Raw genomic sequence first — 25,299 nt, 5'->3', positions numbered from 1 at the left:
GAAGATTTAATTTTGGCTATTGTAAAATCAAAGCTTTTAAAACAACTCTCCGGAAATTATCCAAATTTTTTAAAGAAAGATCTCGAAAAATTTACTGATATAATTCTTGGTGAAATTAAGCAAGCTCTTAAAAGAGGAGATAGAGTTGAGTTAAGAGGTTTTGGGGTATTCTCAACAAATATTCAAAAAGCAAGGATTTCAAGAAATCCTAAAACTGGTGAAAAAGTAAATACACCTGAAAAAAAAACAATTCACTTTAAAATGTCGAAAGATTTGTTTAATAAATTAAATAATGAAACATAAAAGTATTTTTGTTGCTTGTGATACTTCAAATATAAGTCAAATAAAAAATATAATTAAACAAACACAAACAAACAAACTTAAAATTTTTCCTAAGTTTGGATTACAATTTTTTTACTCTAAAAATGGAAGGAAATTTTTAGAAAATTTTAACAAAGACTTTTGGCTGGATTTAAAAATTAATGATATTCCCCAAACAGCATTGTCGGCAGTAGATAGTTTGAAAGATTTAAAAAAATGCAAATATATAACTGTTCATGCAAATGGTGGCTTTGAAATGTTAAAAGCTATTAAAAAGAAAGTTAAATCTATCAATAAAAATTTAAAAGTTCTTGGTGTTACAATTCTGACAAGTCTTAATAATAAATCACTTAAAGAAATAGGACATACGAAATCAATAGAACAATTAGTTTTAAAACAAGCTGGTCTTATAAAAAAATCAGGGTGTGATGGCATAGTATGCTCTGCGCAAGAAGCTAAAATGGTTAGAAAAAAATTTAAAAACTTATTTATTGTAACTCCTGGGATAAGATTGCCTGGTGATAGTGCCAACGATCAAACAAGAATAATGACACCTAATGATGCCTTTAAGAATAAAGTTTCAGGTATAGTAATGGGGAGATCATTAACAAAAGGAAATATCAAAAATAATATTAAAAGATTAATTGATCACTTAAATAAATGATCAATGGATCGAAAATCTGTGGGATCTCTGATCTGGATACTCTTAATTTTATAATTAATCATCCATATCCACCTCAATTTATTGGTTTCATTTGCAATTATAAAAAAAGTTCAAGATATGTTGAATTTGAAAAACTAAAAAAACTATTAATACTAGATAAAAAAAAATCTAATTTTGTAGCAGTATTAGTAAAACCTGATGAAGATATTTTAGAAAAAATTAAACTTCTTCCGTTTGATTATTATCAAATTTATGACTGCTCGCCTGAAGAAATAGGGATAATTAAAAAAAGATATAATAAAAAAATTATTACTGTCTTAACCATAAATGATGAAACAGATGTTCAAAAACACCATGGATTCTCTGATGTAACTGATATTTATTTATTTGATAGTAAAGGATATGAAAAGAGTATGGCTTTTGATCATAAACTAATTGATAAAATAAAGATCAACAAACCACTAATGATTGCAGGAAACATTCAGCTAAATGATAATCTTGAAAATTATAAAAAAATAGCAGATATTATAGATATATCTGGGGGTCTTGAGACTTCTGGGTTAAAAGACAAATCCAAAATAAATATTTTTTTAAATAAAGTAAAAGAGATATATAATGAAACTTAAAAAAGGAATTCCTTTGATTGATCAACATGATCAATATGGCTTTTGGGGTGGTAAATTTGGGGGCAGCTTCATCCCTGAAACTTTAAAAAAACCTGTAGAAGATTTAACAAATGAATTTAAAAAACTAAGAAAAGATAAAAAGTTTCTTAAAAAAAGAGATTTTTATTTTAAAAATTATATTGGAACCCCAACCTCATTTGTAAAACTTGATAATTTAACAAATCATTTGGGAGGTGCGCAAATTTGGGCAAAAGTAGTTTCAGAGGCTAATGGAGGTGCACACAAGATTTATAACGCAACTGTTCACGCTTTAATTTGTAAAGCAATGGGTAAAAAATATATCGTTGGTGATACTGGCGCTGGTTATGCTGGAAAAATGCTAAGTATGGCTGCTAAAAAATTTGGTCTCAAATGTAAAATATTCATGGGTGCAAAGGATATTAAAAGACAAAAACCTAATTGTGATGCGATGAGAAAAAATGGAGCTGAAATTGTTCCAGTTTATTCAGGTAGCCAAACATTAGTTGATGCCGTCAGTGAATGTATGAGATACTGGGTATCAAATTGTGATAATGCCCATATGTGTGTTGGAAGCACCGTTGGTCCAAATATATTTGTAAAAATCTGTGGTTGGAGCACCGCACAAATCTCTAGAGAGTTAAAAATACAATTAAAATCACAATTTAAAAAAATTCCAAATAAAGTTAAACTAATAAACTGTGTTGGTGGTGGAAGCTCTGCTTATGGTTTTTGGAGCGAATTTATTGATTATAACAAAAAACAAATTGAACTAATTGGTGTTGAAGCTGGTGGACCTGAAAAATCAAAACTTCATGCAGCACCTCTAAGCAGAAATGCTAAAATTGGAATTTTACATGGAGCAGCATCTTACCTTTGTCAAAATAGTGAAGGACAAATCAATGATACAGAGTCTATTAGTGCAGGATTAGATTATCCAGGAGTAAGTCCTATACATTGTTTTTTGAAAGATACAAAAAGAGCGAGATATACTTATGCGACAGACGAAGAAGCTCTTAATGCTCATGTAATGGTAACTAAATATGAAAATTTAAATCCAAGTTTAGAGCCTAGTCATGCGTTTGCAGAAGCTATCAAAATAGCACCCAAGTTAAGCAAAGATACCATAATTATTGTTAACTCATGTGGAGATGCAAAAAAAGATAGAGATATTTTAAAAGAAAGATTAGGTAAAAAGTAATGGTCTCTTTGATAAATCAAACTTTTGAAAAAGCAAAAAGTGAAGGAAGACCTGCCCTACTAACTTACACTGTTGCTGGTGATAATACTAAAAAGAAGTCACTAGAAATACTTAAATCAATTTCTGATTATGCGGATATTTGTGAATTAGGGTTTCCTCACAACACACCAATTGCTGATGGAGGCCAAATTCAAACTAGTGCTTATCGTGCAATTAAAAATGGAATTAAAATTAATGATGTTTTTTCAATTGCAAAAGATTTTAAAAAATTAAAAAAGACTAAACCAATTATCTTGATGGGTTATTATAATATGATCTTTCAATACAATGAAAATAAATTTTTAGATAAATGTAAAAAAGTAAAAGTTGATGGTTTAATTGTTGTGGATCTTCCTTACCCGGAGAATAAAAAATTTGCATCTAAATGCAAAAAAAAAGGAATTAACTTTATCCAACTAGTCTCTCCAACAACGTCATCTATTAGATTAAAAAAAATTATTAAAGACTCTCATGATATGCTTTATTATATTAGTATGCTTTCAACTACTGGAGGAAAACTAAAAGTTTCTCCCAAAAGAATTATTGAAAGATACAGTAAAATTAAAAAACAAAATATATCTAAGAATGTTGTTATTGGATTTGGAATCACTGAAAAAACGATAAAATCACTTAAAAAAGCTGATGGATTAGTAGTTGGAAGTGCAATTTGTAAAGAAATTTCAAACTCTATTAAAAAGAGACAAAATCCTGTCACAAATGTTACTAATATTGTGAAAAGATTAAAAAATAAAATTAAATGAACTGGATCACAAAAATTATAAAAGCAGGTGAAAAGATTAAAACTGCTATTCACGAAAGAGCTTCTAAAGAAGATATTGCAAAAAGTGATTGGACAAGTTGCTGCAGAGGCCCAATTCTTAAAAAAGATTTAGAACAAAACTTATGGGTTTGTTCAGATTGTAATAAACATCATAGAATTAAACCTAGTCAAAGATTTGATATTTTATTTGGTAAGAATAATTACGAAGTATTTAAGACCCCAATTCCAAAAGATGATCCTTTAGATTGGACAGACTCTAAATCTTACAAAGATAGATTAAAAATTGCTCGAAAAAAAACGGGTATGGAATGTGGAATGATGGTTGCTTGTGGAACAATTGATAATATTAAAATTACAGCAGTTGCTTCTGACTTTGACTTTTTAGGTGCTTCAATGGCCGCAGCTGAAGGAGAGGCTTTTTTATATGGCATTCAACATGCTATAGAAAATGAAACTCCTTTTTTATGTATCAGTGCTGGTGGTGGTATGAGAATGATGGAAAGCTTAATATCACTATCTCAAATGACTAGAACAACTCTTGCAATTAATGAACTTAAGAAAAATGGTTTACCTTATTTAGTATGCATCACTGATCCTACAGCAGGTGGTATTACAGCTTCTTATGCTATGTTGGGTGATATTCATATTGCAGAACCAGGTGCATTAATAGCATTTGCTGGTGCTAGAGTTATTCAAGGTACTGTTAAAGAAGAATTACCTGATGGATTTCAAAAAAGCGAGTATGTTGAAAAAACTGGTTTTGTTGATGTAATAATAGAGCGTAAAGATCTGCGATCCAAAATTGGAACTTTATTATCAATATTGTTGAAGAAAAATTCTGTTATAAGTTCTGAACAAAATGAAACTACAGAAGATAGTCAGTCGCTTACAAGAGCTGCATCCTAAAGAAATAGATCTAAGTTTAGATCGTATTAAAAATCTCTGTAAAAGATTAGGAAACCCCCAAGATAAAATAAAAGCAATTTCAATTGTTGGCACAAACGGCAAGTATTCAACAATCCAAGCAATGTTTGCTATTTTAAAAGAAGCAAAAATTAAATGTAATATTTACACTAGCCCGCATATCAAAAATATTAATGAAAGGTTTGTATTTAATAACCAAGAACTTAATAATGAAGAGTTAGCAAGTTTATTTGAAGAGATTGAAAGTGCTAACAATAATGAACCTATTACCTTTTTTGAGATACTGACTACAGCTTATTTTTTAAAAGCTTCTCAATATCCAGACAATATTAATCTTATAGAAACTGGCCTATTTCATAGGTTTGATGCTACTAATATCTTAAAAAGTAATCTAGCAAGTATAGTAACCTCTATTGGACTTGATCATTTAGATTGGTTGCCAGAGAACGAACAAAATGTTGAAAAAATTATCTATGAGAAAACTTCAACACTTTTAAATTCAAATATTATTGTTGCTAAACAAAGTAATAAAGAAATTACAGATAGTATAAAAAAAACAATCTCAAATAATAGTTCAGATAAATATTTTCATAATGAAAATTATAGTTTTACTATGAAAGAAAATGATTTCTTTTATTATGAAGATCAATTTGGAGGAATAAAATTGCCAATGCCTAATGTTAAAGGTCAATTTCAGTTAGAGAACATTTCAACAGCTATTGCAGCTCTAAGAACTTTAAATGATTTCGATATAAAAAATGATTACATTCAAAAAGGGATTACAAAAATAAATAGTATTGCAAGATTACAAGAGATTAAATCTGGCAACTTTAAAGAGCTTGTGAAAGATCATCAGCTTTTTGTTGATGGATCTCATAATCCTTTAGGAGCAAAAGTATTAAATGAATACTTGGAAAGTTTGAATTGTAACAAACATATTATTCTTGGGATGATGGCCAATAAAGATCATAATGAATATATGAGTTACTTTAAGGATATTGCAACCTTGACTACTATTGATATCCCCAATCAACCTAATTCAATTAAAGGAAAAGAACTCAAAGATAAGCTTAATAGCTTTAAAAACATTAATTACAAAGAAAGTATAGAAGAAGCTATTAAATCAATCCCTGTTAAAGAAAACGACATAATACTCATTACAGGATCATTATATCTTGCTGGGGAAGTATTGAATTTAAATTAGATATTTTTATCTAAAAATTCTTTCATGTGGCTTTCAGGAACTCCACCAACTTTTCTATCTACTTCAACACCTTTTTTGTAAATTATAACTGTCGGCACACCTCTAATCCCTGCAGCACTTCCAGTATTAATTCCACCATCTTCGATGTCTGCGTAATAGAAACCAGCTTTATCTTTGTATTCATCTGAAAGCTTGGTCATTACAGGTACAAGTGCTTTGCAAGGTCCACACCAAGCAGCACTAAACTGGATAACTGAAATATCTTCGTTTTTTATTTTACTATCAAAATCGTCGTCTTTAAAATCATTAAGCATATATCTGATATAATTGATTCAATTGATTATACAATGGGCAAAATTAAACTTTTTTTAATTTATTAAATTATGCATCAGAATATTTTTGCTCTAGATTCATCACATAATCATTAATTCCATCAAGGAATTTGAGCTTTTCATCTACTGTTTTAAACGAAAACATCTTGTCTTCATTTTCTCTAATCTCATCACATTCTGAATAAAAGGCAGAAATTGTCCACCATTTCTCTTTATTAGTACTTAAAATTCTTGAAGCGATACGACGTTTAATTTTTTTATGAATTTCTTTAGGTAAAATTTCAGGCGCCTCATTAAATATCAATCCATGACCAAAAGTAACGAGTCTTTGATCATCAAACTTATTTAATAATGCAAATTTTTCTTTCCAGTCACCTGTATGAAATTTAGGAAATAAAGCTTGGTCCTTAGCAGAGGTAAATCCTCCAGAATAAATAGATTCTTCTGGTTCAATATCCTCTTGCGAGGAAATTTCCATTTTCTCTTCTGCAGCCTCTCTTAAAATATTACAAATATCTTGTGAAAACTTTTCGTTAGTTTTAACTAACTCGGCCCTTTTTTTAATTAGATTTGGATCTAGTTTACTATAAGGCTCAACTTTCATTCCAAAACTTTGATCTAAAATTATTGGTGCTTTATTTGATCTAATAGTTCTTAAAAACTTTGGAGATTTTTTCATCTCTTTTTTTAAGTCTTCGTAATTTAATTTTTGAATAACTTCTACATCAACTCTTAGATCTACAGCTTGACCCCATTTATAAACTGGATGCATACAAGCATTTGGGTGTAGTGGTGCACATAAGTACAATCGGCTTGTTCCATAGAAATACTCATTTAATGTAAATATTTTTTCCTGCTTGATCATATTCTCGACAATAACTTTACTGCTTGTTTTAAAATATTCTTGCCACAGTGTTGGTTGTTTTTGTTTAATTAAATCTAAAACCTTAACAGTAAGTTCAGTATCAAATAATGCAGAATGCGCACCAGCAGATTCGAAACCATTTAATCTAGCTAAAGACTCTAGCTTCATTGATTTATTTCCTTTAGGATTTAATTCTGTTTTTAAAACATCATCATCTATAGCAAATGCTGCTCTAACTATATTTAAAGCATCATGACGAACATTTCCCTCTGTATTTGTCAAATATGGCTTTCTTAAAGATTTAAAAAATTCTTTTCTAATTACTTCGTCATCAAAGTTGATGCTTGAATAACCTAAAAAGGTTGCAGGTGACCATTGTCTAAATTTTTGTTCCACCTGAGTTAACATTTCGTAATGACTTAGATTACCTTTGGTTAATAAGTCGACATTTGATTTATTAATACAAAGAGCGGTAGCACTTGGAACTCTATCTTGGGGTAGTCTACATCTTGCTGAAAAACGCTCTAGTTCTTTGAAGTTTTCGTCTAATAATATTCCACCTATTTCAATAATAGTTGCCCAATCTGTTTGAGCAGAATCCGTTTCAATATCCCATACTACGTAATTCAATTTGCTCTCCTTTGTGAATAAAATTGTTCAACTTTTTCTAAAAATTTATTTTGATAATCTTTTAATCTTTCACCATCTATTAAAAACCTTTGAAACATATTGTCTTTTGTGCAAAGTAAAATAACAGCCTGAGTGATATTAGATCCATGTACAGTATCATGTGCTAAAGCATAAGCACTACATTGCAAATAATAATCGTCAATCCATTCATCTTTTTTGGGCTTATTACTTTGTTTAAAATCTATAATTGTCTCTTTATTTTCATAGACACCAACACAGTCTGCGGCTCCTGCATATTTGCCTGGGTAATATAATGTTGCTTCACAGCCCCAAATTTCATCCAATTTATTTCTTAAACCATTTTCAATGATTTGGTCAGCCATCATTCGCTCTCTAGTATTATCTCCTAGTAAATCTAAATTTAACTTTCCAAGCAAAAATTTTTCCAAGTACTCATGCATCGAACTACCTCTACTGCTTGCTTCTTGAGTAATAATTGCTGCTTGCTTATGACCTACTCTTTGCTTCCAAGCTTGAAGAGATGCTTTTTTTTCCTCAGACTCAGTTGCTTTTAAAATAGTTGTCACTGAAGGTAATCGTTCTTCATTTACAGAGTAATGCCTTGAGCCATCTACTATTGATCTAGTTGATTTTGGATAAATATATTTATTATTCCACTCCATGTGATTTCTTATATTCGCTATTTTAGAAAAAAAGAAATTAATTATTTGCTTGTTTTGAACGATCAACAAATTTTTCTACATTTTCTGTTTGGACTGCTTTTTCAAGTTGTTCAGGATCTTTAATACTTTCAAGTGTTCTAGTAATTGATCTTGCGTCTGTTCCAAACTTATCCACAACAGACATGGCCTCTTCTAATTTTTTTCTAAGAGAAACTATGTTTTCAAAATGTTTTCCAAATCTTGAACTTATTGTTTTTAAATGATTGTAAATTTCTGTTGCACCTTTTTGAACTTTTAGTGATTGAAATCCCATATGCAAAGATTGCAGGTAAGCTGAAAGCGTATTAGGTCCACAGATTACTACTTTATGTTTTTTCATTAATTCTTGGGTTAATAACTCTTTAGTGCTTGGATCTTGGTATTCAGTTAATTCTTTGTATAAGCTTTCTGTTGGAGCGTATACAATTGCAAAATCTGTAGTTTTTGGTGGAACAATATACTTTTCATTAACACTTTTAGCTTTAGCTTTAAAAGCAGTGGCCAATTTTGCTCTAGCATCTGCAACAGCTTTTTTGTCTTGCGCGTCATGACCATCGGTAATTGCTTTGAATTTTTCTACTGGAAAATGACTATCAACTGGAACTAAAACATCGCCTTGAAGCTTAATTGCAAATTCAACGTTTTCACTTGTGTCCTCTTTCATCTTTACATTGGTCATAAATTGAGTCGCTGGTAATAAATCTTTAATTAAAGCATCCAAACTGAACTCAGCAAGAGTTCCATACTTTTTAACACCAGCTAAAATTTTAGTTATACTCTCTTGGCTTTTATTTAATAATTCAACCTGACTATTAAAGTTTCCAACTTTTTCGTCAACTTTAGTCAAAGCCTCTGTCATATCTTTAGTAACACCAGTAGATAAGTTATTAAATGAAGTCGACATTGAACCCAGCGAGGTATTAATAGTATTGTTTAAGGTGTCTTTTAAACTTTGTATTTCAGTCTTTAAATTAGCTATCTCTTCAGCTTCCTTATTTTCATTCTCGTCTTTAGGCTTGGATCTTAAATTTAAATAAAGGATTACCGAAACAATTCCTACTAGTAAAACTAACAATGAGATTAAAATTATATCCATGATTCTATTATTTTATTTTATATGAAAATTTGATTAATATATTAAAATATTTAAAATTTATCCGATGGAATTATTCTTAATATTAAAAATTGTATTTATTATTGGGGCTGTTATAGCGCTTTATGCTGTTGCTAGAAACCTTGATATTATTAAGATTATCTTAATTTATTGGAAAGACTTAATTCTTAGAAAGTAATCTAATTAACCTTTTAACTTTTAGTTTTTTTGTAGATGATTTTGATGTCATCATACAAGCTACGGACTCTAAAATCTCACCATCTTTTAAAATACGAAGATTGTTGGCTTTTAAAGTTTCACCGGTTGACGTTATATCTGTAATTATCTCACTTGATCCTGTAAAGGGATAAGCTTCTGTTGCCCCTAAACTTCCTACTAGTTTAAATTGTGTAACCCCTTTTGAAAATAAAAACTCTCTAGTTAGGTTTGGATATTTAGTTGCTACTCTTAATCTTTTCTTCTTTTTATCCTTAAACTCAAATGCAATCTCCTCTAAATCTGCAACTGTTTGAACATCAATCCAAGGATCTGGTATAGCCACAACTAAAGCTGCTTTTCCAAAAGTATATCTTTTAGATACAATAATTTTATTTTGAATATTTATTTCACTTTCTTTTAATAAATCATATCCTGAAAAACCAAGATCTAATGAACCATCTCCAAGTCTTTCTATAATTTCTCTAGCATGAAGGTACAAAACTTTAATATTTTTTAATTGTTTTATTGATCCTAATAAATCTCTTTCACCTCGTTCAGATATCAGATCTAGTTTATTCTTTTTAAAGATCTTTAGAATATCTTTTCTAAGTCTACCTTTACTTGGAATACCAATATTTATTATATTTTTTTTCATAAGTAATTTAAATTTAAAGCAGCTCCTACTGCGGCTACTTGATTTTTAGAACCAAGATCAGAAATTAATTTATCGTATCTTCCACCATTAATTATATTTATGTTCTTTGACTTAGATTTAATGTCAATTTTAAATACCATTCCTGTGTAGTATTCTAATTGTCGTCCAAATGAAGCAGAGAAGATAACATTAAGTTTTGAAATTTTATTCTCTGAAGTTGGAAAATATTTTTGGTCTACTAATAAATTAATCTTATTTTTTTTAAAAAATTTATTTAGCTCATTTGCAGCTTTATTAATCGGGCATTTAATTTTAAGAAACTCTTTTATAATCTTTGATACATTTTTGCCTTTGCTGGCTCCTCTTGGGTCTCTAATTTTATTATCAAATCTTTTTAAAATTTCGTTAATTGCCCTTCCTGCGATAACTTTAGATAGATCTTCTTTTAACATTTTAAAATATCGTTTTTTATCAATCTCAACAATAGTTGGATCTACATCTGAATTAGTCTCTAATCTTTTTAATAGATCATTAAAATATTTCTCTCTCCAAAAATGCCTTGATAATCTTAACTTCCAACGTTTTGGAATATCTAGTTTTGAAATTAATAAATTAAAGATTTCAACATTACCAATTGTTAATGTGCCTGATGTATATTTAATATTTTGTAGAGATTTTAGAGAAGTGTTAATGATTTCTTTATCATCATTCTTCTCATCTTTGGATCCTATTATCTCAAAACCTACTTGATCTCTTATTATAGAGTCTTTTTTATTTTGTGATTTTCTATACGCCTGACCGCTATAAAAAATCTTTTCTTTGCCATTTAAATTATTCTCTAAATATCTAAGACATGATGCAATAGTTAGGTCAGGTCTTAAACAAAGCTCACTACCATTTTGATCAATGAAAGAGAAAATAAATTTTCTAAAGTTTTCACCTGATCTTTGGACAATATGATTAGTCTCAATTACTGAGGGTAAATCAATATACTTAAATCCTTTAGATTTTACTGATCTAAGGATATTTTCAGATAAGTTTTTTGACTTCATTAATTAAATCAGCTTTTGGAATTGTTTGGTTGTTTTCACCCTTAACACCTCGAAGGTTCTTAATGGTTACAGTGTTATCATTAAACTCGTTTTCTCCACAAATAATCGCAACTGGTAATTCACGTTTATTTGCAAAGGTTAATTGCTTACCTAGATTTTTTTTACTATCTAAAAAAATTTCAGCATTAATATTATTTTCTCTTAATTGATCAACTAATTCATAATAATTTTTCAAATATTTTTGATCCATGACACAAACCAAAACTGGTTTTTGATCCTCAACCTTAATTTGATCTAACTGCATTAAAGCAAATAACAATCTATCAACACCAAAACTTATTCCTGTTCCTGGAATATCTACTCCTCTAAATCTTGATATCAATTTTGCATAAGCTCCACCTGAACATATGCTTCCAATATCTACTTCTTTACCTTTGTTGTTTGTCACTTTAAAATTTAAGTTGGTCTCTACAATAAAATCTGAATAATAAGCCAAACCCCTTACAATTGTAAAATTGGTTTTAACTTGATTGAAATTTGATCCATATCCAAGTACTTCAAATACATTTTCTAATTCATTTATGCCTTCTTGAGATAATGGATTTTTTAAAGTTTCCTTTAATTCTTTTAAATCTTTTATTTTTAGAAAATTTAATATTTGTGCAGCTTGTTCATTTGATAATTCTGCGCCTTTGGTGATAGCTCCACTTTCGTCTTTTCTCTCTTTTTTTAATAAATCTTCAACTCCTTTTAATCCAAAACCAGGTTTGTCTAGTTTATCAATTGCTCTAATGACTTTGATTTGTTTTTCTTCAGAAATTTTTAATTCATCAATTAAGCCTTGAACTATTTTTCTATTACTCACATTTATTGTAAATTGATCTTTGTTTAAGCCACAATCTGATAATGTGCTTGATATTAAATTACAAAGTTCAGCATTTGCTTGAGCGGGATTAACATTTCCAACTATATCAAAGTCAGCTTGCATGAATTCCCTGTAACGGGCATTTCCAGCTTTCTCGTTACGAAATACATTTTGAATAGCATAACGTTTATAGATAGATGGAAGTTCTTGATTGTTTTGTGCAACAAATCTTGCGAGTGGACTTGATAGATCATATCGAAGAGTGATGCTTTTTTCACCATCTTGAAATGAAAATACATCAGACATAGGATTTGCTTCATCTTCTGCAAGAAAAGATCCTATATTTTCACTAATTTCAAACGAAGGGGTTTCAAGAGCTTCTGCTCCAAAATTGATAAAATTATTCTCAATAGCTTTTAATAGCTTTTTTTTGAGAAGAAGTTTTTTATCCCAACGATCTTCAAAACCTGAAGGTAATCCAGGTACTAATTTATTTTCTTTATTCATTTTTTTGGTACCCGGGCTGAGAATCGAACTCAAACTTAAAGTTCCACAAACTTTCGTGCTAACCGTTACACCACCCAGGCATTCTTTGTTTTTATATTATTTTTGTGTGGATTAAAAATTATATTATAAATAAATAGCCTACAGGCTATGGAAACAGATTCTATGAGTGCCTCTTGAAGTCTCTCTGTATGTAATATTTATAATCATGAGCAGTCTTTTAGACAATAATTGTTATTATTCAAGTAAAAATAAAAAGAACGTTAATCTAATAGTGAATTTAACGCCCTTTGAAATATTTTAGAATTAGTCTATTTTTTTTAGATTAACTGCAGAAGGTCCTTTTGGACCATCCTCAAGTGAAAACTTCAGTTTATCACCTTCGTTTAGATATCTCATTCCAGCTTCTTTAACTGCCGATGCATGTACAAAGGCATCTTTTTCTTTGTCATCTCTTTCGATGAAACCATAGCCTTTTTTTCCGTTATACCATTTAATTTTACCAGTTAGTGTGCTCATTTTATTTCTTAGTCCTTATGTTGTTTATTATTCTATAAAGCTAATTTGATTTTTTAATAATTTCAAGATGAAAAATTGATGGTGGTGGTGCCTCGGGAAGGATTCGCACCTCCGACACAAGCCTTTTCAGGGCTCTGCTCTACTCCTGAGCTACCGAGGCAAAAGTTTAACCTCTAAAGATTATTCTGCCTTTTGTAAGGTCATAAGGTGTCATCTCTACAGTCACGTTATCCCCTTGCAATACTCTAATTCTATTTTTTCTTAACTTACCAGCAGTGTGAGCTGTAACCGTATGCCCATTCTCTAGCTTAACTCTAAACATTGCGTTTGGAAGTAGGTCCATGACCTTTCCTTTAAATTCAAGCAAATCTTGTTTAGACAATTTTATTTTCTCCTAATTCTTTTTTTAACAGATTGAGCATGTCCTGCTAATCCTTCATAATTTGCAAGTGTTATAACTGAAGGACCAAGACTTTCAATACCCTTTTTAGATAAGTTTATATAAGAAATCCGTTTATAAAATTCATTAACACTTACTCCACTTGAGTATTTTGCTGAACCATTAGTTGGCAATATGTGGTTTGAACCAACATTATAGTCTGTCATTGCCATTACAGCATATTTTCCAAGACAAATAGATCCTGAGTTTTTAATTTTTGGCATAAAAGAATTATAATTTTTAACATTCAGTTCTAAATGTTCAGGTGCTATCTTATTCACCACATCAATTATTTTCTTATCAGAACTAATGTGCATTAAAATTCCATTGTTTGATAAGCTTTGTCTTGCAATAGAGGATCTTGGAATTTCTTTTAATTGTTTTGTAATTTCATTTTTAACTTTATCAATTAAGGATTTGTCTTTAGAAATTAATATGCATTGAGCAAGTTTATCATGTTCTGCTTGTCCTATTAAATCGCTTGCAATCCATTCTGGATTTGAAAATTTATCACAAACAATAGTGACTTCTGAAGGGCCTGCAGTCATTCCCTCTATTCCAACATCACCAAAAACTTCTTTTTTTGCAGCTGCCACATAAGCATTGCCTGGGCCTACTATTTTATTAACTTTATTTATTTTCTTTGTTCCATAAGCTACAGCAGCAATCGCTGAAGGACCTCCAATTGAATAAATTTCTTTAATTTTACATTTACGTGCTGCATATAATACTGCTGGATTTTGTTTTCCTTTAAATCCTGGATTAATCATCACAACTCTTTTAACTCCTGCAACAATTGCTGGGATAGCATTCATTAATACACTGGATGGATATGAGGCTGTCGAACCAGGCACGTAAATTGCAACAGACTCTAAAGGTATATATTTATACTCAAGTTTATTTTTATACTTATCGATGTAAGAAATATTCTTAAATTTTTGAAGTGAATGAAATTTGTAAACTCTATTGTAAGCAATATCAATTGCTAACTTTACTTTTTTATCAAGTGATTTTATTGAATTAGAAATCTGTTTTTGAGAAGGAATAATTATAGTGTTTTGATTAAATTTTTTTTCGTATTTTACTAAAGCTTTATCTCCATTTTTTTTAACATCTTTAATAATACCTGAAACTGAAACTAAATTAGATTGTACTTTTTTCTTTCTTTGTAAAAGTAAACTATCTAAGTTTTTATCAAAATTTTTACTATTACTATTTAATATTTTCATTAATCTTTAATTTCATTTTGATCTTCCAGTCTTACTTCAATTGTTTCTGTGGTCAAAGCAATGTGGGCATTATTGTTGAAAATCAAATTAATCTCATAATCTTCTTTATTTTTTAGATAATCTATTGCTATCAATTCTAAAACTAAATCTTCATTTTTTTGATCTATATTTTTGGATTTAACTTTATCTACAAAATCAAACCTACAAATACTGTTAATTTTCTTGTCCTCCTGATCGGTTTCAATTTTAGTTCTTTCAACTGATAACAAAAAAACTTTATTTTCTGCCAGATATTTTATATCTGATACTTTAACATTTGCCCTAGCAGTACATGCTGAAATCATTTGAAGACCCTCATTATCTGAAGCTATAATTTTTGCTAAATATTTCTTATCCATTAATTAACTCTTTTAATTTTTGCTCCTACTTTTTTTAATTTCTTTTCTATATTTTCATATCCACGGTCAAGATGATAAATTCTATTAATCACTGATTTTCCTTTTGCACTTAAAGCTGCTAAAATCAATGAAACAGAAGCTCTTAGGTCTGTTGCCATCAATTCAGCTGCTGCAAAATTAATGTTACCAGTTACTTTAGCTGTATTGCCATCAATTGAAATTTTAGCGCCCATTCTGTTCAATTCAGCCACATGCATAAATCTATTTTCAAAAATATCTTCTTTAATTACTGATTGTTTGTTTGCTTTGCACAGCAACACCATTATTTGAGCCTGTAAATCTGTTGGGAAGCCAGGATATGGTGCTGTTTTGATGTTTATACTTTTAATCTTTTTATTACCAATAATATGAACTTCTTCTTTCTTAACATTAATTTTTGCACCTATTTTTTTTAAAGTATTAATTTCTGTTTGGATTATTTTTGGAACAATATTTTTTATCTTTAAATTTCCTGCTGTTACAGCTGCTGCAACTAAATAAGTTCCAGCTTCAATTCTATCAAACATAACTGAATAAGTAATTTCTTTTACTTCTTGTACTCCTACAATCATAATAGAACGCTTGCTTGTCCATTTGATATTACATCCCATAATTTTTAAAAAATTAACTAAATCTTTTATTTCAGGTTCAATGGCACAGTTACTTAAAATAGTAGTTCCTTTTGCAAAACTTGCTGCAATTATCAAGTTTTCAGTTGCCCCCACTGATATTTTTGAAAATCGAATTTTAGTTCCAATTAATCCTTTAGGTGCGGTTGCGTGCACATAACCTTGAACAATCTTATATTTAACACCTAGTTTTGACAATGCATCTAAGTGTATATCAACGGGTCTTGTGCCAATTGCACATCCACCTGGTAGAGATACTTTTGCTTTACCAAATTTTGCCAATAAAGGCCCAAGAACTAAAATTCCTGCTCTCATGGTTTTGACCAAACTATAAGATGCAAAACTTTTGCTTTGTTTTATATTGTTGATGACTAAATTATTTTTATTAAAATTAACTTTAGATCCTAACGATTGCAACAAACTAACCATCGTCTCAATATCTCTTACCCTAGGCAAATTTTTTAGGTAAACTTTTTTTCTTGATAATAGAGTAGCAGCTAAAATTGGTAGAGATGCATTTTTTGAACCTGATATTTTTATTTGTCCTTTGAGCTTATTGGCTCCAACGACTTCTAGTTTTTGCATAACTAAACTTTTGGTAACGTTACTCCAGTTTGGCCCATATACTTGCCATCACGATCAGCATATGTCACTTCTGGTTTTTCATTTCCTTTTAAAAAGATAAATTGTGCAACACCTTCATTAGCATATATTTTTGCAGGTAATGGTGTCGTGTTTGAAAATTCAAGTGTCACATAACCCTCCCAACCTGGTTCTAAGGGCGTAACATTAACGATAATTCCACATCTTGCGTATGTAGATTTACCAAGACAAATAACCAGTACATCATTGGGAATTTTAAACTTTTCAACAGTTCTAGCTAATACAAAAGAGTTAGGTGGAATAATGCACTCTGACACATTTTTAGTTACAAAATTTGTTGGTTTAAAATTTTTAGGATCTACTATTTCAGAATTGACGTTTGTAAATATTTTGAATTCATCAGAAACTCTTGCATCATAGCCAAAAGAAGATAATCCATAAGAGATACTATCACCCCTAACTTGCTTCTCCTCAAAAGGAGAAATCATACCTTTTTTTTTTGACATCTCTCTTATCCACTTATCTGAAAGAACTGACATTATTTATTTTTCTTCTTTGTTTTTTTTTGAAAAATTTTTCTTTTCTTTAAATTTTTTCTTAACGCTAAACTTAAACGCTCATTTTTATCTTTAGAATTCATTCTTTATCAGGATTAGTAAGGAAGTCTAATGTAATTGGTTTTGAAGCATCCAAAGTTTTTGGCTTAGCTTCTTCTTCTTTGGGACCTTCTTTTGCTAAACGTTTAGCTTTCTTTTCAGCAAGCTTTTTTTCTCTTTTAGCTTGCTTTTCCATAAGCTTGTTTCCTTTTGTAGATTTATAATCGTAATGAATTCCCATAAAATTTTCCTCAATTAGATATAAAGCATAATCACCAAAAAATTAAGGCAATATTTTGAAAAAAATGCTTTATTATCAATAATTAATATTTTGATAACAGGCTCCTATAGATAAATGGTATATCAAGTCATTGGTAATGACTAATTTCCTGGTCAGTACAGGGTGGGAGCACCATAATTAATTTTTATAAAAAAATTTTCTTAAAAGTATTGATACTAAAATTAATCCAACAAAAGCTAAAATTGGTAAATAGATATCAGCTGAAAAAATAATATCTGTTATTCTAGGAACTTCTGAATTCTGATCAATAACCTTTTCTAAACCACTACCAATAGAAACAGCTAAAAATATTTGAGGGATAATTCCAATTAAGGTTGCAAAGAAAAAATTATTTATTTTTACATTAAAAATAGTAGGCAGAAGACAGCTTAGTTGCCAAGGTATTCCTCCTATGAATCGATATATTAACAAATAAATAAATTCTGATTTTTTAAATTTTTGTTCAAGGCTCTTAAATTTATTTAAAAATTTTTCTTTAATTAAATCTTTTAAAAAATAATTACCAAATAGATATATGAAGGTTGCACCAATACTTAACCCTAAGACAACAAGTAATGTTCCAATCCATTTTCCAAAAATAAACCCACCTAGTAGTGCAACTGGTGATCCAAATCCTAAAAATGGAAATACCCATAATATTGTTAAAAATAAAAAAATTATTGATAATAAAAATAAATTAGAATTTTTAATTTCAAAAAAATAAGATCTATTTTTTCTTATGAAGTCATAAGAGGTTAATTCCTGTAGGCTAAATTTTGAAAAGAAAAAATATAAAAATAAACAAATAGCTGTAAGATAAAATAATCCAATAAATAGTTTAATTTTTTTAGCTTTTTCCATTAAATACAATGCTAATTTTAAAATCTTCTATTTGCTATTTATATATTTAATTACTATAAAGGGCGAAAAATTAATAACTTTAATCACATTTATGAAGCGAACATATCAACCATCTAACGTTAAAAGAGCTAGAAAACATGGCTTTAGGTCAAAAATGAAAACCAAAGGTGGGCAAAAACTTTTAGCTAGAAGACGAGCAAGAGGAAGAAAATCGTTAACTGTATCGGTCTAGATAAATGAAAAGCAAAATACTTGCTCTTTCAAAAAACGAAGAATTCAAAAACCTACTTAAACAAAAAAAAATATCTAATAAATATGTTACGATTTTTTTTGGAAATCTAATCAATAAAGATAAGAAAAAACTTAACATAAGCTTTGTGACTAAAAAGAAAATTGGAAATGCTGTTAAAAGAAATAAAATTAAACGTAGATTGAGAAATATAGTAAATGAAGCAGTTAAAAAAGTAACAGTTAAATTTGACTATTCATATCTTGTTATTGCTAAGTCAACTATGCTAAACAATGAATACAAAAATATAAAAGAAACTCTATTTCAGGATTTAGAAAAAATTAAATAATGAACATTTTTACGAATATTCTAATCAAATTTATTAAAGGTTATAAATTCATTATTAGTCCTTTACTTGGTCAATCGTGCAGGTATTTACCAACTTGTTCTGAATATAGCATTGAAGCTTTAAAAGAGTTTGGTTTGATCAAAGGAAGTATTATGAGCATCAAAAGAATTCTATCATGTCACCCTATAAAGTTTTTAGGAGGTGGTGATGGTTTTGATCCTGTTAAAAAAGAAATGAAAGCAAAAAAATAATGGAAACTAGAAACGTCATAGCAGCAATATCTTTGTCAGCTGCTGTAATCATTTTATACAGTTTATTTTTTGCGCCCCCTCCAATTACAAAAGAAAATTTAGCTGAAAAAAATAAAACTGAGAAAAATACTGATACACCAAATATAGAACAAAAAGAAAATGTAACAGAAATTTCAAGAGAAGAAGCCTTAAGTCAAAGTAAAAGAATTCAATTTGAAAATCAAAGTATAGTTGGGTCTATATCTTTAAAAGGTGCCGCTATAGATGATCTAACTTTTAAAGAATATAATGTCAGCTTAGATAATAAGGAGAAGATAAAACTTTTAGCACCAAGAAATGCTACTAATGGATATTTAATTGAAAGTGGTTTTATTACTACAAATAAAAATATTGAAATTCCAACAGCTGAAACTATTTGGTCGGTATCAGGAAACAACAAACTAACAGATCAATCTCCTATTAAATTATCATGGACTAATAACCAAGGTTTAACATTTGAAAAAGAAATATCTTTAGATGATAAATTTTTGTTTACTATAAAACAAAGAATAAAAAATTCATCAGATAAAAAATATGATTTTTATTCATATGGACAAATTATAAGAAATAAAATACCTGAAATTTCTAATTTTTATATTCTTCATGAAGGTCTAATTGCAGACTTGGATGATGAGCTTATTGAGGAAGATTACGACGATATCCAAGAAAAAAAGTTTTCCAAAACTGCACAAAAAGGTTGGCTTGGTATAGGAGACAAATATTGGATAACATCTTTGATCCCACCAAGTGGAAAAGAATTTAAGACAACATTTGATTATAAAAATAAATTTAGAGCAAACTTTGTATCTACGGAACCTTTAGAATTAGGAAAAAATTCAAGCATTGAAGATAAAATGCAGGTTATAGTTGCTGCTAAAAGAGTAGAAATTATTGATGGCTATGCTGAGTCTCTAAATATAGATAAATTTGACTTGGCAATCGACTGGGGGTTTCTATACTTTATTACAAAACCATTATTTCATGGAATAGATTACTTCTTTAAATTACTGGGCAACTATGGCCTTGCAATCATTGCTATAACGTTTTGTATTCGATTGGCATTCTTCCCACTTGCAAATTTCTCATTTAAAAGTATGGCAAAAATGAAAGCTCTTCAGCCAGAGATGGCAAGACTAAAAGATCTTCACAAAGATGATAAAATGAAATTACAGCAAGAAATGATGGCTCTTTATAAAAAAGAGAAAGTAAATCCCATGTCAGGATGTTTACCTATACTTGTACAAATTCCAGTATTTTTTGCGCTATATAAAGTTTTATTTGTAACTATTGAAATGAGACAAATGCCATTTTTTGGATGGATTCAAGATTTATCTGAAAGAGACCCAACATCACTTTTTAACTTATTTGGTTTATTGCCATATGATGTGCCATCATTTTTAATGATTGGTGCTTGGCCAATTGCAATGGGTGTTTCTATGTTTATTCAACAAAAATTAAACCCTGCTCCAACAGATCCAATGCAGGCAAAAATATTTATGTTCTTTCCACTATTCCTTACAGTTATATTGGCTCCATTCCCTGCAGGACTAGTAATTTATTGGACTGTTAATAATATCTTAACTATGGCTCAACAAGTTTTTATTATGAAACGAACTACAGTTAAAACAGCAACTTAATGTTGGAAATCAAAGAAGAAGAATTAAATAAAATCCTCCCATCAGATGGTCCTTCAATCGATGAAGTAAAAAGATATCTTGAAAAATATAACGACGAATACATTGTTATTAAGTGTGGTGGAAGTGTTTTAGTTAATCAAAATTTATTTAATATTTTTATAAAAGATATTACAACTCTAAATAAATTGGGTTTTATTCCAATAGTTGTTCATGGTGGAGGCAAAAGAATAAGTAATAAGTTGAATGAATTAGGAATTAAAAGTGAGTTTATTAAAGGACTTAGAGTTACAGAAAAAGAGATTATTAATGTGGTTGAACAAGTGTTGATAGAGTTTAATCAAGAAATAGTTGAAGCCTTAAAAAAACAATTTTGTAATAGCGAAACTGTTAATTCTAAAAACAATAACATAATAAGTGTAATCAAAGAAAATGATGAACTAGGATTTGTTGGAGTGCCTACTAAAATTGATAAAACTATTATAGATAATATTGTTAGTAATAAAAAAGTACCAGTAATTGCTCCGCTAGGCTTGGATGATAATAGTCAAACTTACAATATTAATGCGGATACTGCAGCAGGTTCAATTGCAAAAAAAATTAAAGCAAGAAGATTAATTATTATGAGTGATGTTGAGGGAGTTTTGGATGATAACAAAAAACTAATACCTGAAATTAATTCAAGCTCTATCAAAGATCTAATAGAAAATGAAACAATTACAGGAGGTATGATACCAAAAATTAACAATTGTTTAGATGTAGCAAGTAATGGAGTAAAAGGTGTTGTTATAATTGATGGTAGAAAAAACCACTCCATACTTTTTGAGTTATTATCTGACAAAGGATCAGGAACCCTAATTAGACAATGAAAGATTTAGCCAATATAAAATACTGGATATTTGATCTTGATAATACTCTTTATAGTGGTCAAACTCAGGTTTTTTCTGAAGTAGACAAAAAAATGTCCTCTTTCATCTCTAAAAAATTTAATGTTGATCTTGTAAAAGCAAAAGAAATTCAAAAAAAATATTTTTATGAATATGGAACAACACTTTCAGGATTAATGAATCATGACAATATAGATCCACAAGAATTTTTAGAATTTGTTCACGATATTGATATTAGCTGGTTACCAAAAGATGAGATTTTAAAAGAAGAACTTATAAAATTAAAAGAAAAAAAAATTATTTTTACCAATGGATCGCATGCTCATGTTGAAAATGTTACAAAACAACTTGGTATTGATGGATTATTTGATGGTGCCTTTGATATTACGGATGCAAATTATGTCCCTAAACCTCACTTAGATCCATATCAAAAACTTATCAAAAAATTTGATCTAGATCCAAATCAATCAATTTTAATTGAGGATATTGCACATAATTTAGAACAAGCTAAAAATTTAGGAATGAAAACTTGTTGGTTGGAAAATGAAGAAGTATTTGCAAAAAAAGACTCTGACAAACCATATATTGATTACAAGATTAAGAACTTGCCTTCTTTTTTACAAGAAATTAATATATTAAAGAATAATTAAATTAACTTTCTAAAAAAAAAATATGAGTGATATAGAAAAAATTATAAATGAAGCATGGGAAAATAAAGATAATGTTAACCAAGATTCTGACCAAAGTTTAAAAGATACCATCAATCAAATGATTGATGATTTAGACAGTGGTAAAGTAAGGGTTGCAGAAAAAATTAATGGTGAGTGGGTTACTCATCAGCATATTAAAAAAGCTATTATGCTAAGTTTTAGAATATACCCAATGGAAAATTTAAATGGTCCATATAGCAGTTGGTACGACAAAGCACATTTGTTAAAGGGAAAAACTGCCGGTTGGACTAAAGAAGATCACGAAAAAGCTGGATTTAGAATGGTACCAAACTCTCCAGTTAGAAAAGGATCATTTGTTGGAAAAAATGCAGTACTGATGCCATGCTACGTTAATATTGGTGCTTATATTGATGAAGGCACCATGATGGATACTTTTAGTCGTGCTGGGAGTTGTTGCCAAATAGGTAAAAATTGTCATATCTCTGCTGGAAGTGGAATTGGTGGAGTATTAGAGCCTGCTCAAGCATTACCAACTATTATTGAGGACAACTGTTTTATCGGAGCAATGTCAGAGGTTGTTGAAGGAGTAACTGTTGGAGAAGGATCTGTTTTAAGTATGGGAATGTATATTGGACAATCAACCAAAATAGTAAATAGGAAAACTGGAGAAATTACATATGGAAAAATTCCTCCTTATTCTGTAGTTGTTCCTGGATCTCTACCTGATAAAAATAACGCGTCTGCACCTTCGCTATATTGTGCAGTAATAATTAAACAAGTTGATGAAAAAACAAGATCTAAAACTTCTGTTAACGATCTATTAAGAGAATAAAATTTTTAATGACAACTATTAATGAACTTCAATTAGCTAAGGAGCTAATTAAATTTCCAACAGTAACACCTGTTGATGCTGGTATTATGAAGTTCTTAGAAAAAAAACTTAAAACTCTTGGCTTTAAAACTAAAATTTTAGAATTTAAAGAGAAAGACAGTAAGTCAGTAAAAAATCTTTATGCAAGACTTGGCAATCAAAGTCCAAATTTCTGTTACGCAGGTCACTTAGATGTTGTTCCAGCAGGAAATTTAAAAGATTGGACAGTAAACCCATTTAAACCCTCTGTAAAAAAAGGTTACTTAATTGGAAGAGGTGCGAATGATATGAAAAGTTCAATTGCTGCATTTGTTTCAGCAGTGAGTAGTTTTGTTGCAAATAAAAGGAAATTTAATGGCTCTATTAGTCTTTTAATTACCGGTGATGAAGAGGGAGTTGCAATCAATGGAACTAAAAAAGTAGTTGAATATTTAAAAAAGAAAAAAGAAAAGATAGATTTTTGCTTAGTTGGTGAACCCACTAACCCTAATAAATTAGGTGAAATGATTAAAATTGGGCGAAGAGGAAGTGTGACTGGAAGACTTTCAATTATAGGTGTGCAGGGCCATGTAGCTTATCCCCAAAGAGCAAATAATCCATCTACAGCTATTGTGCAAATATTAAAGGAATTAAAAGATATTAAATTTGATAATGGTACAAGGGATTTTCAACCAACAAATCTAGAAGTTACCAAGATAAATATTAATAATTCTGCGGATAATGTAATACCAGGATTAGCAAATGCTACATTTAATATTAGATTTAATAATAAGCACAGTTCAAGTTCTATAAAAAAGAAAATTGATAAAATAATAAAAAGAATATGTAATAAAAATAAATCAAAATATAAAATTGATTACAGTGTCTCTGGAGAAGCATTTCTTACAAAACCAAATAATACGACTTTTATGATTAGAGATATCATTAAACAAATTACAAAAATTAAACCTCAACTCTCAACAACTGGAGGTACTTCTGATGCAAGATTTATTAGAAATATAGCTCCTTGTTTAGAGTTTGGTTTAGTTGGTAAAACAATGCACAAAGTAGATGAAGCTGTTTCATTGTCTGATTTAAAAAAACTTACATTGATTTATTCAAATATTTTACAAAAATATTTTTAGTGAAAACTGGTCTAGTTACCTCTGATACTTATCAAAATCATAATACAGGTGATGGGCATCCAGAAAAAATTGATAGAGTTACAGCTATTATTGATAACTTTAAGAAAATTGATAACAAAGAATTAATTTGGAAAAAACCAGCTAAATTTGATCAATCTTTTTTGATTAATACACATTCTTCTGAATATATAGGTTTAGTAAGTAAATCATTTCCAGAAAATGGTTTAGCTTTTCTTGATGGAGACACAGTTGTTTCACCTGGAAGTAAAGAAGCAACAAAAGATGCTGTGGGATCTATAATTACAGCCATTGATGGTGTTCAACAAAAAGAATTTAAAAATGCGTTTTGTGCTGTAAGACCTCCAGGACATCATGCGGAAAAAGATAAGGCAATGGGATTTTGTATATATAACAATGTTGCTGTTGGAGCTAATTATCTAATTGAAAAATATAAGTATAATAAAATTGCTATTATTGATTTTGATGTTCATCATGGAAATGGAACACAAGATATTTTCTATTATAATGAAAAAGTGTTATATATTTCAACACATCAATACCCTTATTATCCTGGATCAGGCTCAGAAAAAGAAAAAGGTAAGTTTAACAATATTTTTAATATTCCACTTGAAGCTGGCACAACTGCTGAAGAATATCTAAATGCATACGAACATGTTTTAAAAAAATTAAAAGAATTTAAACCTGAATTTTTATTGTTTTCTGCAGGTTTTGATGCACATATTGATGATCCGTTAGCACAACTTAGATTGAGATCAGAAGATTTTTATACAATAACCAAAAGAACATTGGAATTTTCTAAATCATTTTGTAAGGGAAATGTTGTTTCTATTCTTGAAGGTGGATACGATCTAAAAGCACTCCAAGACAGCACCAAACATCATGTTGATGCTCTTATAGAATTTGATTGATAATTCT

At 29.4% G+C, this 25,299-nt stretch carries 31 protein-coding genes and 2 tRNA genes; 16 read left to right on the top strand and 17 right to left on the bottom strand.

The features are described from left to right. Window positions 1-12 precede the first annotated feature (12 nt). Genes ACIJYI_RS00470 through ACIJYI_RS00440 form a run of 7 tightly spaced genes read left to right on the top strand, consistent with a single transcriptional unit; the run spans window position 13 to window position 5,778 of the window. Window positions 13-303 (top strand): HU family DNA-binding protein, encoded by a 291-nt coding sequence (locus ACIJYI_RS00470; RefSeq protein WP_435114172.1) that lies wholly within the window; start codon window positions 13-15, stop codon window positions 301-303. Then, window positions 293-985, top strand: a complete 693-nt coding sequence (gene pyrF / locus ACIJYI_RS00465; RefSeq protein WP_435114171.1) for an orotidine-5'-phosphate decarboxylase — start codon at window positions 293-295, stop codon at window positions 983-985. The genes ACIJYI_RS00470 and pyrF overlap by 11 nt, the downstream gene beginning before the upstream one ends. Next, window positions 982-1,611, top strand: coding sequence for a phosphoribosylanthranilate isomerase (locus tag ACIJYI_RS00460; protein ID WP_435114170.1), 630 nt, complete (start codon window positions 982-984; stop codon window positions 1,609-1,611). The genes pyrF and ACIJYI_RS00460 overlap by 4 nt, the downstream gene beginning before the upstream one ends. Beyond that, on the top strand, window positions 1,601-2,830 hold the full coding sequence (locus tag ACIJYI_RS00455; RefSeq protein WP_435114169.1) for a tryptophan synthase subunit beta: 1,230 nt from the start codon (window positions 1,601-1,603) through the stop codon (window positions 2,828-2,830). Before ACIJYI_RS00460 ends, ACIJYI_RS00455 begins: the two co-directional genes overlap by 11 nt. Continuing rightward, window positions 2,830-3,630, top strand: a complete 801-nt coding sequence (gene trpA / locus ACIJYI_RS00450; RefSeq protein ID WP_435114168.1) for a tryptophan synthase subunit alpha — start codon at window positions 2,830-2,832, stop codon at window positions 3,628-3,630. The genes ACIJYI_RS00455 and trpA overlap by 1 nt, the downstream gene beginning before the upstream one ends. Continuing rightward, complete coding sequence (locus tag ACIJYI_RS00445; RefSeq protein WP_435114167.1) at window positions 3,627-4,556, top strand: acetyl-CoA carboxylase carboxyltransferase subunit beta; 930 nt, start codon at window positions 3,627-3,629, stop codon at window positions 4,554-4,556. The genes trpA and ACIJYI_RS00445 overlap by 4 nt, the downstream gene beginning before the upstream one ends. Next, window positions 4,510-5,778 (top strand): bifunctional folylpolyglutamate synthase/dihydrofolate synthase, encoded by a 1,269-nt coding sequence (locus ACIJYI_RS00440; RefSeq protein ID WP_435114166.1) that lies wholly within the window; start codon window positions 4,510-4,512, stop codon window positions 5,776-5,778. Before ACIJYI_RS00445 ends, ACIJYI_RS00440 begins: the two co-directional genes overlap by 47 nt. On the opposite strand, the gene ACIJYI_RS00435 is transcribed toward ACIJYI_RS00440, so the two are convergent. From ACIJYI_RS00435 to ACIJYI_RS00355, 17 genes are all read right to left on the bottom strand, one after another. Then, the gene (locus ACIJYI_RS00435) at window positions 5,775-6,092 is read right to left on the bottom strand and encodes a thioredoxin family protein (protein ID WP_028036230.1); all 318 of its coding nucleotides are present in this window, start codon (window positions 6,090-6,092) and stop codon (window positions 5,775-5,777) included. The two genes, ACIJYI_RS00440 and ACIJYI_RS00435, sit on opposite strands and share 4 nt — an antisense overlap. A 67-nt stretch (window positions 6,093-6,159) precedes the next feature. Next, the gene (locus ACIJYI_RS00430; protein WP_435114165.1) at window positions 6,160-7,605 is read right to left on the bottom strand and encodes an exonuclease domain-containing protein; all 1,446 of its coding nucleotides are present in this window, start codon (window positions 7,603-7,605) and stop codon (window positions 6,160-6,162) included. Then, entirely contained in the window at window positions 7,602-8,288 is a 687-nt protein-coding gene (locus ACIJYI_RS00425) for a hypothetical protein (RefSeq protein WP_435114164.1), read from the bottom strand. Before ACIJYI_RS00425 ends, ACIJYI_RS00430 begins: the two co-directional genes overlap by 4 nt. Before the next feature lie 37 nt (window positions 8,289-8,325). After that, window positions 8,326-9,423: a DNA recombination protein RmuC gene (locus tag ACIJYI_RS00420; RefSeq protein WP_435114163.1), complete on the bottom strand. Its 1,098-nt coding sequence runs from the start codon at window positions 9,421-9,423 to the stop codon at window positions 8,326-8,328. Between the two features lie 178 nt (window positions 9,424-9,601). Next, the gene (hisG, locus tag ACIJYI_RS00415; protein WP_435114162.1) at window positions 9,602-10,294 is read right to left on the bottom strand and encodes an ATP phosphoribosyltransferase; all 693 of its coding nucleotides are present in this window, start codon (window positions 10,292-10,294) and stop codon (window positions 9,602-9,604) included. Then, window positions 10,291-11,346, bottom strand: coding sequence for an ATP phosphoribosyltransferase regulatory subunit (locus tag ACIJYI_RS00410; protein ID WP_435114161.1), 1,056 nt, complete (start codon window positions 11,344-11,346; stop codon window positions 10,291-10,293). Before ACIJYI_RS00410 ends, hisG begins: the two co-directional genes overlap by 4 nt. Beyond that, a complete protein-coding gene (gene hisS, locus ACIJYI_RS00405) occupies window positions 11,324-12,718 on the bottom strand; it encodes a histidine--tRNA ligase (RefSeq protein WP_435114160.1) in 1,395 nt (464 codons plus the stop codon). Before hisS ends, ACIJYI_RS00410 begins: the two co-directional genes overlap by 23 nt. A 5-nt stretch (window positions 12,719-12,723) precedes the next feature. Beyond that, window positions 12,724-12,798, bottom strand: a tRNA-His gene (locus ACIJYI_RS00400). Window positions 12,799-13,021: 223 nt separating this feature from the next. Next, window positions 13,022-13,234 (bottom strand): cold-shock protein, encoded by a 213-nt coding sequence (locus tag ACIJYI_RS00395; RefSeq protein ID WP_435114159.1) that lies wholly within the window; start codon window positions 13,232-13,234, stop codon window positions 13,022-13,024. Window positions 13,235-13,319: 85 nt separating this feature from the next. Continuing rightward, a tRNA-Phe gene (locus ACIJYI_RS00390) sits at window positions 13,320-13,394 on the bottom strand. 6 nt (window positions 13,395-13,400) lie between these two features. Continuing rightward, a complete protein-coding gene (gene infA, locus ACIJYI_RS00385) occupies window positions 13,401-13,616 on the bottom strand; it encodes a translation initiation factor IF-1 (RefSeq protein WP_023649077.1) in 216 nt (71 codons plus the stop codon). 2 nt (window positions 13,617-13,618) lie between these two features. After that, complete coding sequence (gene hisD, locus ACIJYI_RS00380) at window positions 13,619-14,902, bottom strand: histidinol dehydrogenase (protein ID WP_435114158.1); 1,284 nt, start codon at window positions 14,900-14,902, stop codon at window positions 13,619-13,621. Next, window positions 14,902-15,300 (bottom strand): DUF2948 family protein, encoded by a 399-nt coding sequence (locus ACIJYI_RS00375; protein WP_435114157.1) that lies wholly within the window; start codon window positions 15,298-15,300, stop codon window positions 14,902-14,904. The genes hisD and ACIJYI_RS00375 overlap by 1 nt, the downstream gene beginning before the upstream one ends. Further along, window positions 15,300-16,553 (bottom strand): UDP-N-acetylglucosamine 1-carboxyvinyltransferase, encoded by a 1,254-nt coding sequence (gene murA, locus ACIJYI_RS00370; RefSeq protein WP_435114155.1) that lies wholly within the window; start codon window positions 16,551-16,553, stop codon window positions 15,300-15,302. The genes ACIJYI_RS00375 and murA overlap by 1 nt, the downstream gene beginning before the upstream one ends. Before the next feature lie 2 nt (window positions 16,554-16,555). Then, a complete protein-coding gene (dcd, locus tag ACIJYI_RS00365; RefSeq protein WP_435114154.1) occupies window positions 16,556-17,110 on the bottom strand; it encodes a dCTP deaminase in 555 nt (184 codons plus the stop codon). 97 nt (window positions 17,111-17,207) lie between these two features. After that, window positions 17,208-17,408: a hypothetical protein gene (locus tag ACIJYI_RS00360; protein ID WP_023649083.1), complete on the bottom strand. Its 201-nt coding sequence runs from the start codon at window positions 17,406-17,408 to the stop codon at window positions 17,208-17,210. A gap of 177 nt (window positions 17,409-17,585) precedes the next feature. Next, on the bottom strand, window positions 17,586-18,308 hold the full coding sequence (locus ACIJYI_RS00355; protein WP_435114153.1) for a TVP38/TMEM64 family protein: 723 nt from the start codon (window positions 18,306-18,308) through the stop codon (window positions 17,586-17,588). A gap of 91 nt (window positions 18,309-18,399) precedes the next feature. On the opposite strand from ACIJYI_RS00355, the gene rpmH reads away from it, so the two are divergent. Genes rpmH through ACIJYI_RS00310 form a run of 9 tightly spaced genes read left to right on the top strand, consistent with a single transcriptional unit; the run spans window position 18,400 to window position 25,292 of the window. Then, window positions 18,400-18,540 carry a 50S ribosomal protein L34 gene (gene rpmH, locus ACIJYI_RS00350; RefSeq protein WP_008545591.1) on the top strand — a complete coding sequence of 47 codons (141 nt, stop codon included), beginning with the start codon at window positions 18,400-18,402 and terminating at the stop codon, window positions 18,538-18,540. A gap of 4 nt (window positions 18,541-18,544) precedes the next feature. Beyond that, complete coding sequence (gene rnpA, locus ACIJYI_RS00345) at window positions 18,545-18,886, top strand: ribonuclease P protein component (RefSeq protein WP_435114152.1); 342 nt, start codon at window positions 18,545-18,547, stop codon at window positions 18,884-18,886. Beyond that, a complete protein-coding gene (yidD, locus tag ACIJYI_RS00340; protein WP_435114151.1) occupies window positions 18,886-19,137 on the top strand; it encodes a membrane protein insertion efficiency factor YidD in 252 nt (83 codons plus the stop codon). The genes rnpA and yidD overlap by 1 nt, the downstream gene beginning before the upstream one ends. Next, entirely contained in the window at window positions 19,137-20,813 is a 1,677-nt protein-coding gene (gene yidC, locus ACIJYI_RS00335; protein ID WP_435114150.1) for a membrane protein insertase YidC, read from the top strand. The genes yidD and yidC overlap by 1 nt, the downstream gene beginning before the upstream one ends. Next, window positions 20,813-21,679 carry an acetylglutamate kinase gene (gene argB, locus ACIJYI_RS00330; protein WP_435114149.1) on the top strand — a complete coding sequence of 289 codons (867 nt, stop codon included), beginning with the start codon at window positions 20,813-20,815 and terminating at the stop codon, window positions 21,677-21,679. The genes yidC and argB overlap by 1 nt, the downstream gene beginning before the upstream one ends. Next, window positions 21,676-22,347, top strand: a complete 672-nt coding sequence (locus ACIJYI_RS00325) for a pyrimidine 5'-nucleotidase (RefSeq protein WP_435114148.1) — start codon at window positions 21,676-21,678, stop codon at window positions 22,345-22,347. The genes argB and ACIJYI_RS00325 overlap by 4 nt, the downstream gene beginning before the upstream one ends. A 22-nt stretch (window positions 22,348-22,369) precedes the next feature. After that, window positions 22,370-23,200 (top strand): 2,3,4,5-tetrahydropyridine-2,6-dicarboxylate N-succinyltransferase, encoded by an 831-nt coding sequence (dapD, locus tag ACIJYI_RS00320; RefSeq protein WP_435114147.1) that lies wholly within the window; start codon window positions 22,370-22,372, stop codon window positions 23,198-23,200. 8 nt (window positions 23,201-23,208) lie between these two features. Continuing rightward, window positions 23,209-24,363: a succinyl-diaminopimelate desuccinylase gene (gene dapE / locus ACIJYI_RS00315; protein ID WP_435114146.1), complete on the top strand. Its 1,155-nt coding sequence runs from the start codon at window positions 23,209-23,211 to the stop codon at window positions 24,361-24,363. Then, complete coding sequence (locus tag ACIJYI_RS00310) at window positions 24,363-25,292, top strand: histone deacetylase family protein (protein WP_435114145.1); 930 nt, start codon at window positions 24,363-24,365, stop codon at window positions 25,290-25,292. The genes dapE and ACIJYI_RS00310 overlap by 1 nt, the downstream gene beginning before the upstream one ends. The last annotated feature ends 7 nt before the right edge of the window (window positions 25,293-25,299 follow it).

It is taken from the genome of Candidatus Pelagibacter bacterium nBUS_36, assembly GCF_051201215.1.
Lineage (GTDB): Bacteria > Pseudomonadota > Alphaproteobacteria > Pelagibacterales > Pelagibacteraceae > Pelagibacter.
Note: the sequence above shows the minus strand (reverse complement) of the source record. Positions and strands in the feature narration are given on the sequence as shown.

What these genes read in the sequence shown, in the direction of transcription:
- pyrF (WP_435114171.1), top strand. Translation starts at nt 293, where the DNA reads ATGAAACATAAAAGTATTTTTGTTGCTTGTGATACTTCAAATATAAGT.
- ACIJYI_RS00460 (WP_435114170.1), top strand. Translation starts at nt 982, where the DNA reads ATGATCAATGGATCGAAAATCTGTGGGATCTCTGATCTGGATACTCTT.
- ACIJYI_RS00455 (WP_435114169.1), top strand. Translation starts at nt 1,601, where the DNA reads ATGAAACTTAAAAAAGGAATTCCTTTGATTGATCAACATGATCAATAT.
- trpA (WP_435114168.1), top strand. Translation starts at nt 2,830, where the DNA reads ATGGTCTCTTTGATAAATCAAACTTTTGAAAAAGCAAAAAGTGAAGGA.
- ACIJYI_RS00445 (WP_435114167.1), top strand. Translation starts at nt 3,627, where the DNA reads ATGAACTGGATCACAAAAATTATAAAAGCAGGTGAAAAGATTAAAACT.
- ACIJYI_RS00440 (WP_435114166.1), top strand. Translation starts at nt 4,510, where the DNA reads ATGAAACTACAGAAGATAGTCAGTCGCTTACAAGAGCTGCATCCTAAA.
- ACIJYI_RS00435 (WP_028036230.1), bottom strand. Translation starts at nt 6,092, where the DNA reads ATGCTTAATGATTTTAAAGACGACGATTTTGATAGTAAAATAAAAAAC.
- ACIJYI_RS00425 (WP_435114164.1), bottom strand. Translation starts at nt 8,288, where the DNA reads ATGGAGTGGAATAATAAATATATTTATCCAAAATCAACTAGATCAATA.
- ACIJYI_RS00420 (WP_435114163.1), bottom strand. Translation starts at nt 9,423, where the DNA reads ATGGATATAATTTTAATCTCATTGTTAGTTTTACTAGTAGGAATTGTT.
- hisG (WP_435114162.1), bottom strand. Translation starts at nt 10,294, where the DNA reads ATGAAAAAAAATATAATAAATATTGGTATTCCAAGTAAAGGTAGACTT.
- ACIJYI_RS00410 (WP_435114161.1), bottom strand. Translation starts at nt 11,346, where the DNA reads ATGAAGTCAAAAAACTTATCTGAAAATATCCTTAGATCAGTAAAATCT.
- hisS (WP_435114160.1), bottom strand. Translation starts at nt 12,718, where the DNA reads ATGAATAAAGAAAATAAATTAGTACCTGGATTACCTTCAGGTTTTGAA.
- ACIJYI_RS00395 (WP_435114159.1), bottom strand. Translation starts at nt 13,234, where the DNA reads ATGAGCACACTAACTGGTAAAATTAAATGGTATAACGGAAAAAAAGGC.
- hisD (WP_435114158.1), bottom strand. Translation starts at nt 14,902, where the DNA reads ATGAAAATATTAAATAGTAATAGTAAAAATTTTGATAAAAACTTAGAT.
- ACIJYI_RS00375 (WP_435114157.1), bottom strand. Translation starts at nt 15,300, where the DNA reads ATGGATAAGAAATATTTAGCAAAAATTATAGCTTCAGATAATGAGGGT.
- murA (WP_435114155.1), bottom strand. Translation starts at nt 16,553, where the DNA reads ATGCAAAAACTAGAAGTCGTTGGAGCCAATAAGCTCAAAGGACAAATA.
- dcd (WP_435114154.1), bottom strand. Translation starts at nt 17,110, where the DNA reads ATGTCAGTTCTTTCAGATAAGTGGATAAGAGAGATGTCAAAAAAAAAA.
- ACIJYI_RS00360 (WP_023649083.1), bottom strand. Translation starts at nt 17,408, where the DNA reads ATGGGAATTCATTACGATTATAAATCTACAAAAGGAAACAAGCTTATG.
- ACIJYI_RS00355 (WP_435114153.1), bottom strand. Translation starts at nt 18,308, where the DNA reads ATGGAAAAAGCTAAAAAAATTAAACTATTTATTGGATTATTTTATCTT.
- rpmH (WP_008545591.1), top strand. Translation starts at nt 18,400, where the DNA reads ATGAAGCGAACATATCAACCATCTAACGTTAAAAGAGCTAGAAAACAT.
- rnpA (WP_435114152.1), top strand. Translation starts at nt 18,545, where the DNA reads ATGAAAAGCAAAATACTTGCTCTTTCAAAAAACGAAGAATTCAAAAAC.
- yidD (WP_435114151.1), top strand. Translation starts at nt 18,886, where the DNA reads ATGAACATTTTTACGAATATTCTAATCAAATTTATTAAAGGTTATAAA.
- yidC (WP_435114150.1), top strand. Translation starts at nt 19,137, where the DNA reads ATGGAAACTAGAAACGTCATAGCAGCAATATCTTTGTCAGCTGCTGTA.
- argB (WP_435114149.1), top strand. Translation starts at nt 20,813, where the DNA reads ATGTTGGAAATCAAAGAAGAAGAATTAAATAAAATCCTCCCATCAGAT.
- ACIJYI_RS00325 (WP_435114148.1), top strand. Translation starts at nt 21,676, where the DNA reads ATGAAAGATTTAGCCAATATAAAATACTGGATATTTGATCTTGATAAT.
- dapD (WP_435114147.1), top strand. Translation starts at nt 22,370, where the DNA reads ATGAGTGATATAGAAAAAATTATAAATGAAGCATGGGAAAATAAAGAT.
- dapE (WP_435114146.1), top strand. Translation starts at nt 23,209, where the DNA reads ATGACAACTATTAATGAACTTCAATTAGCTAAGGAGCTAATTAAATTT.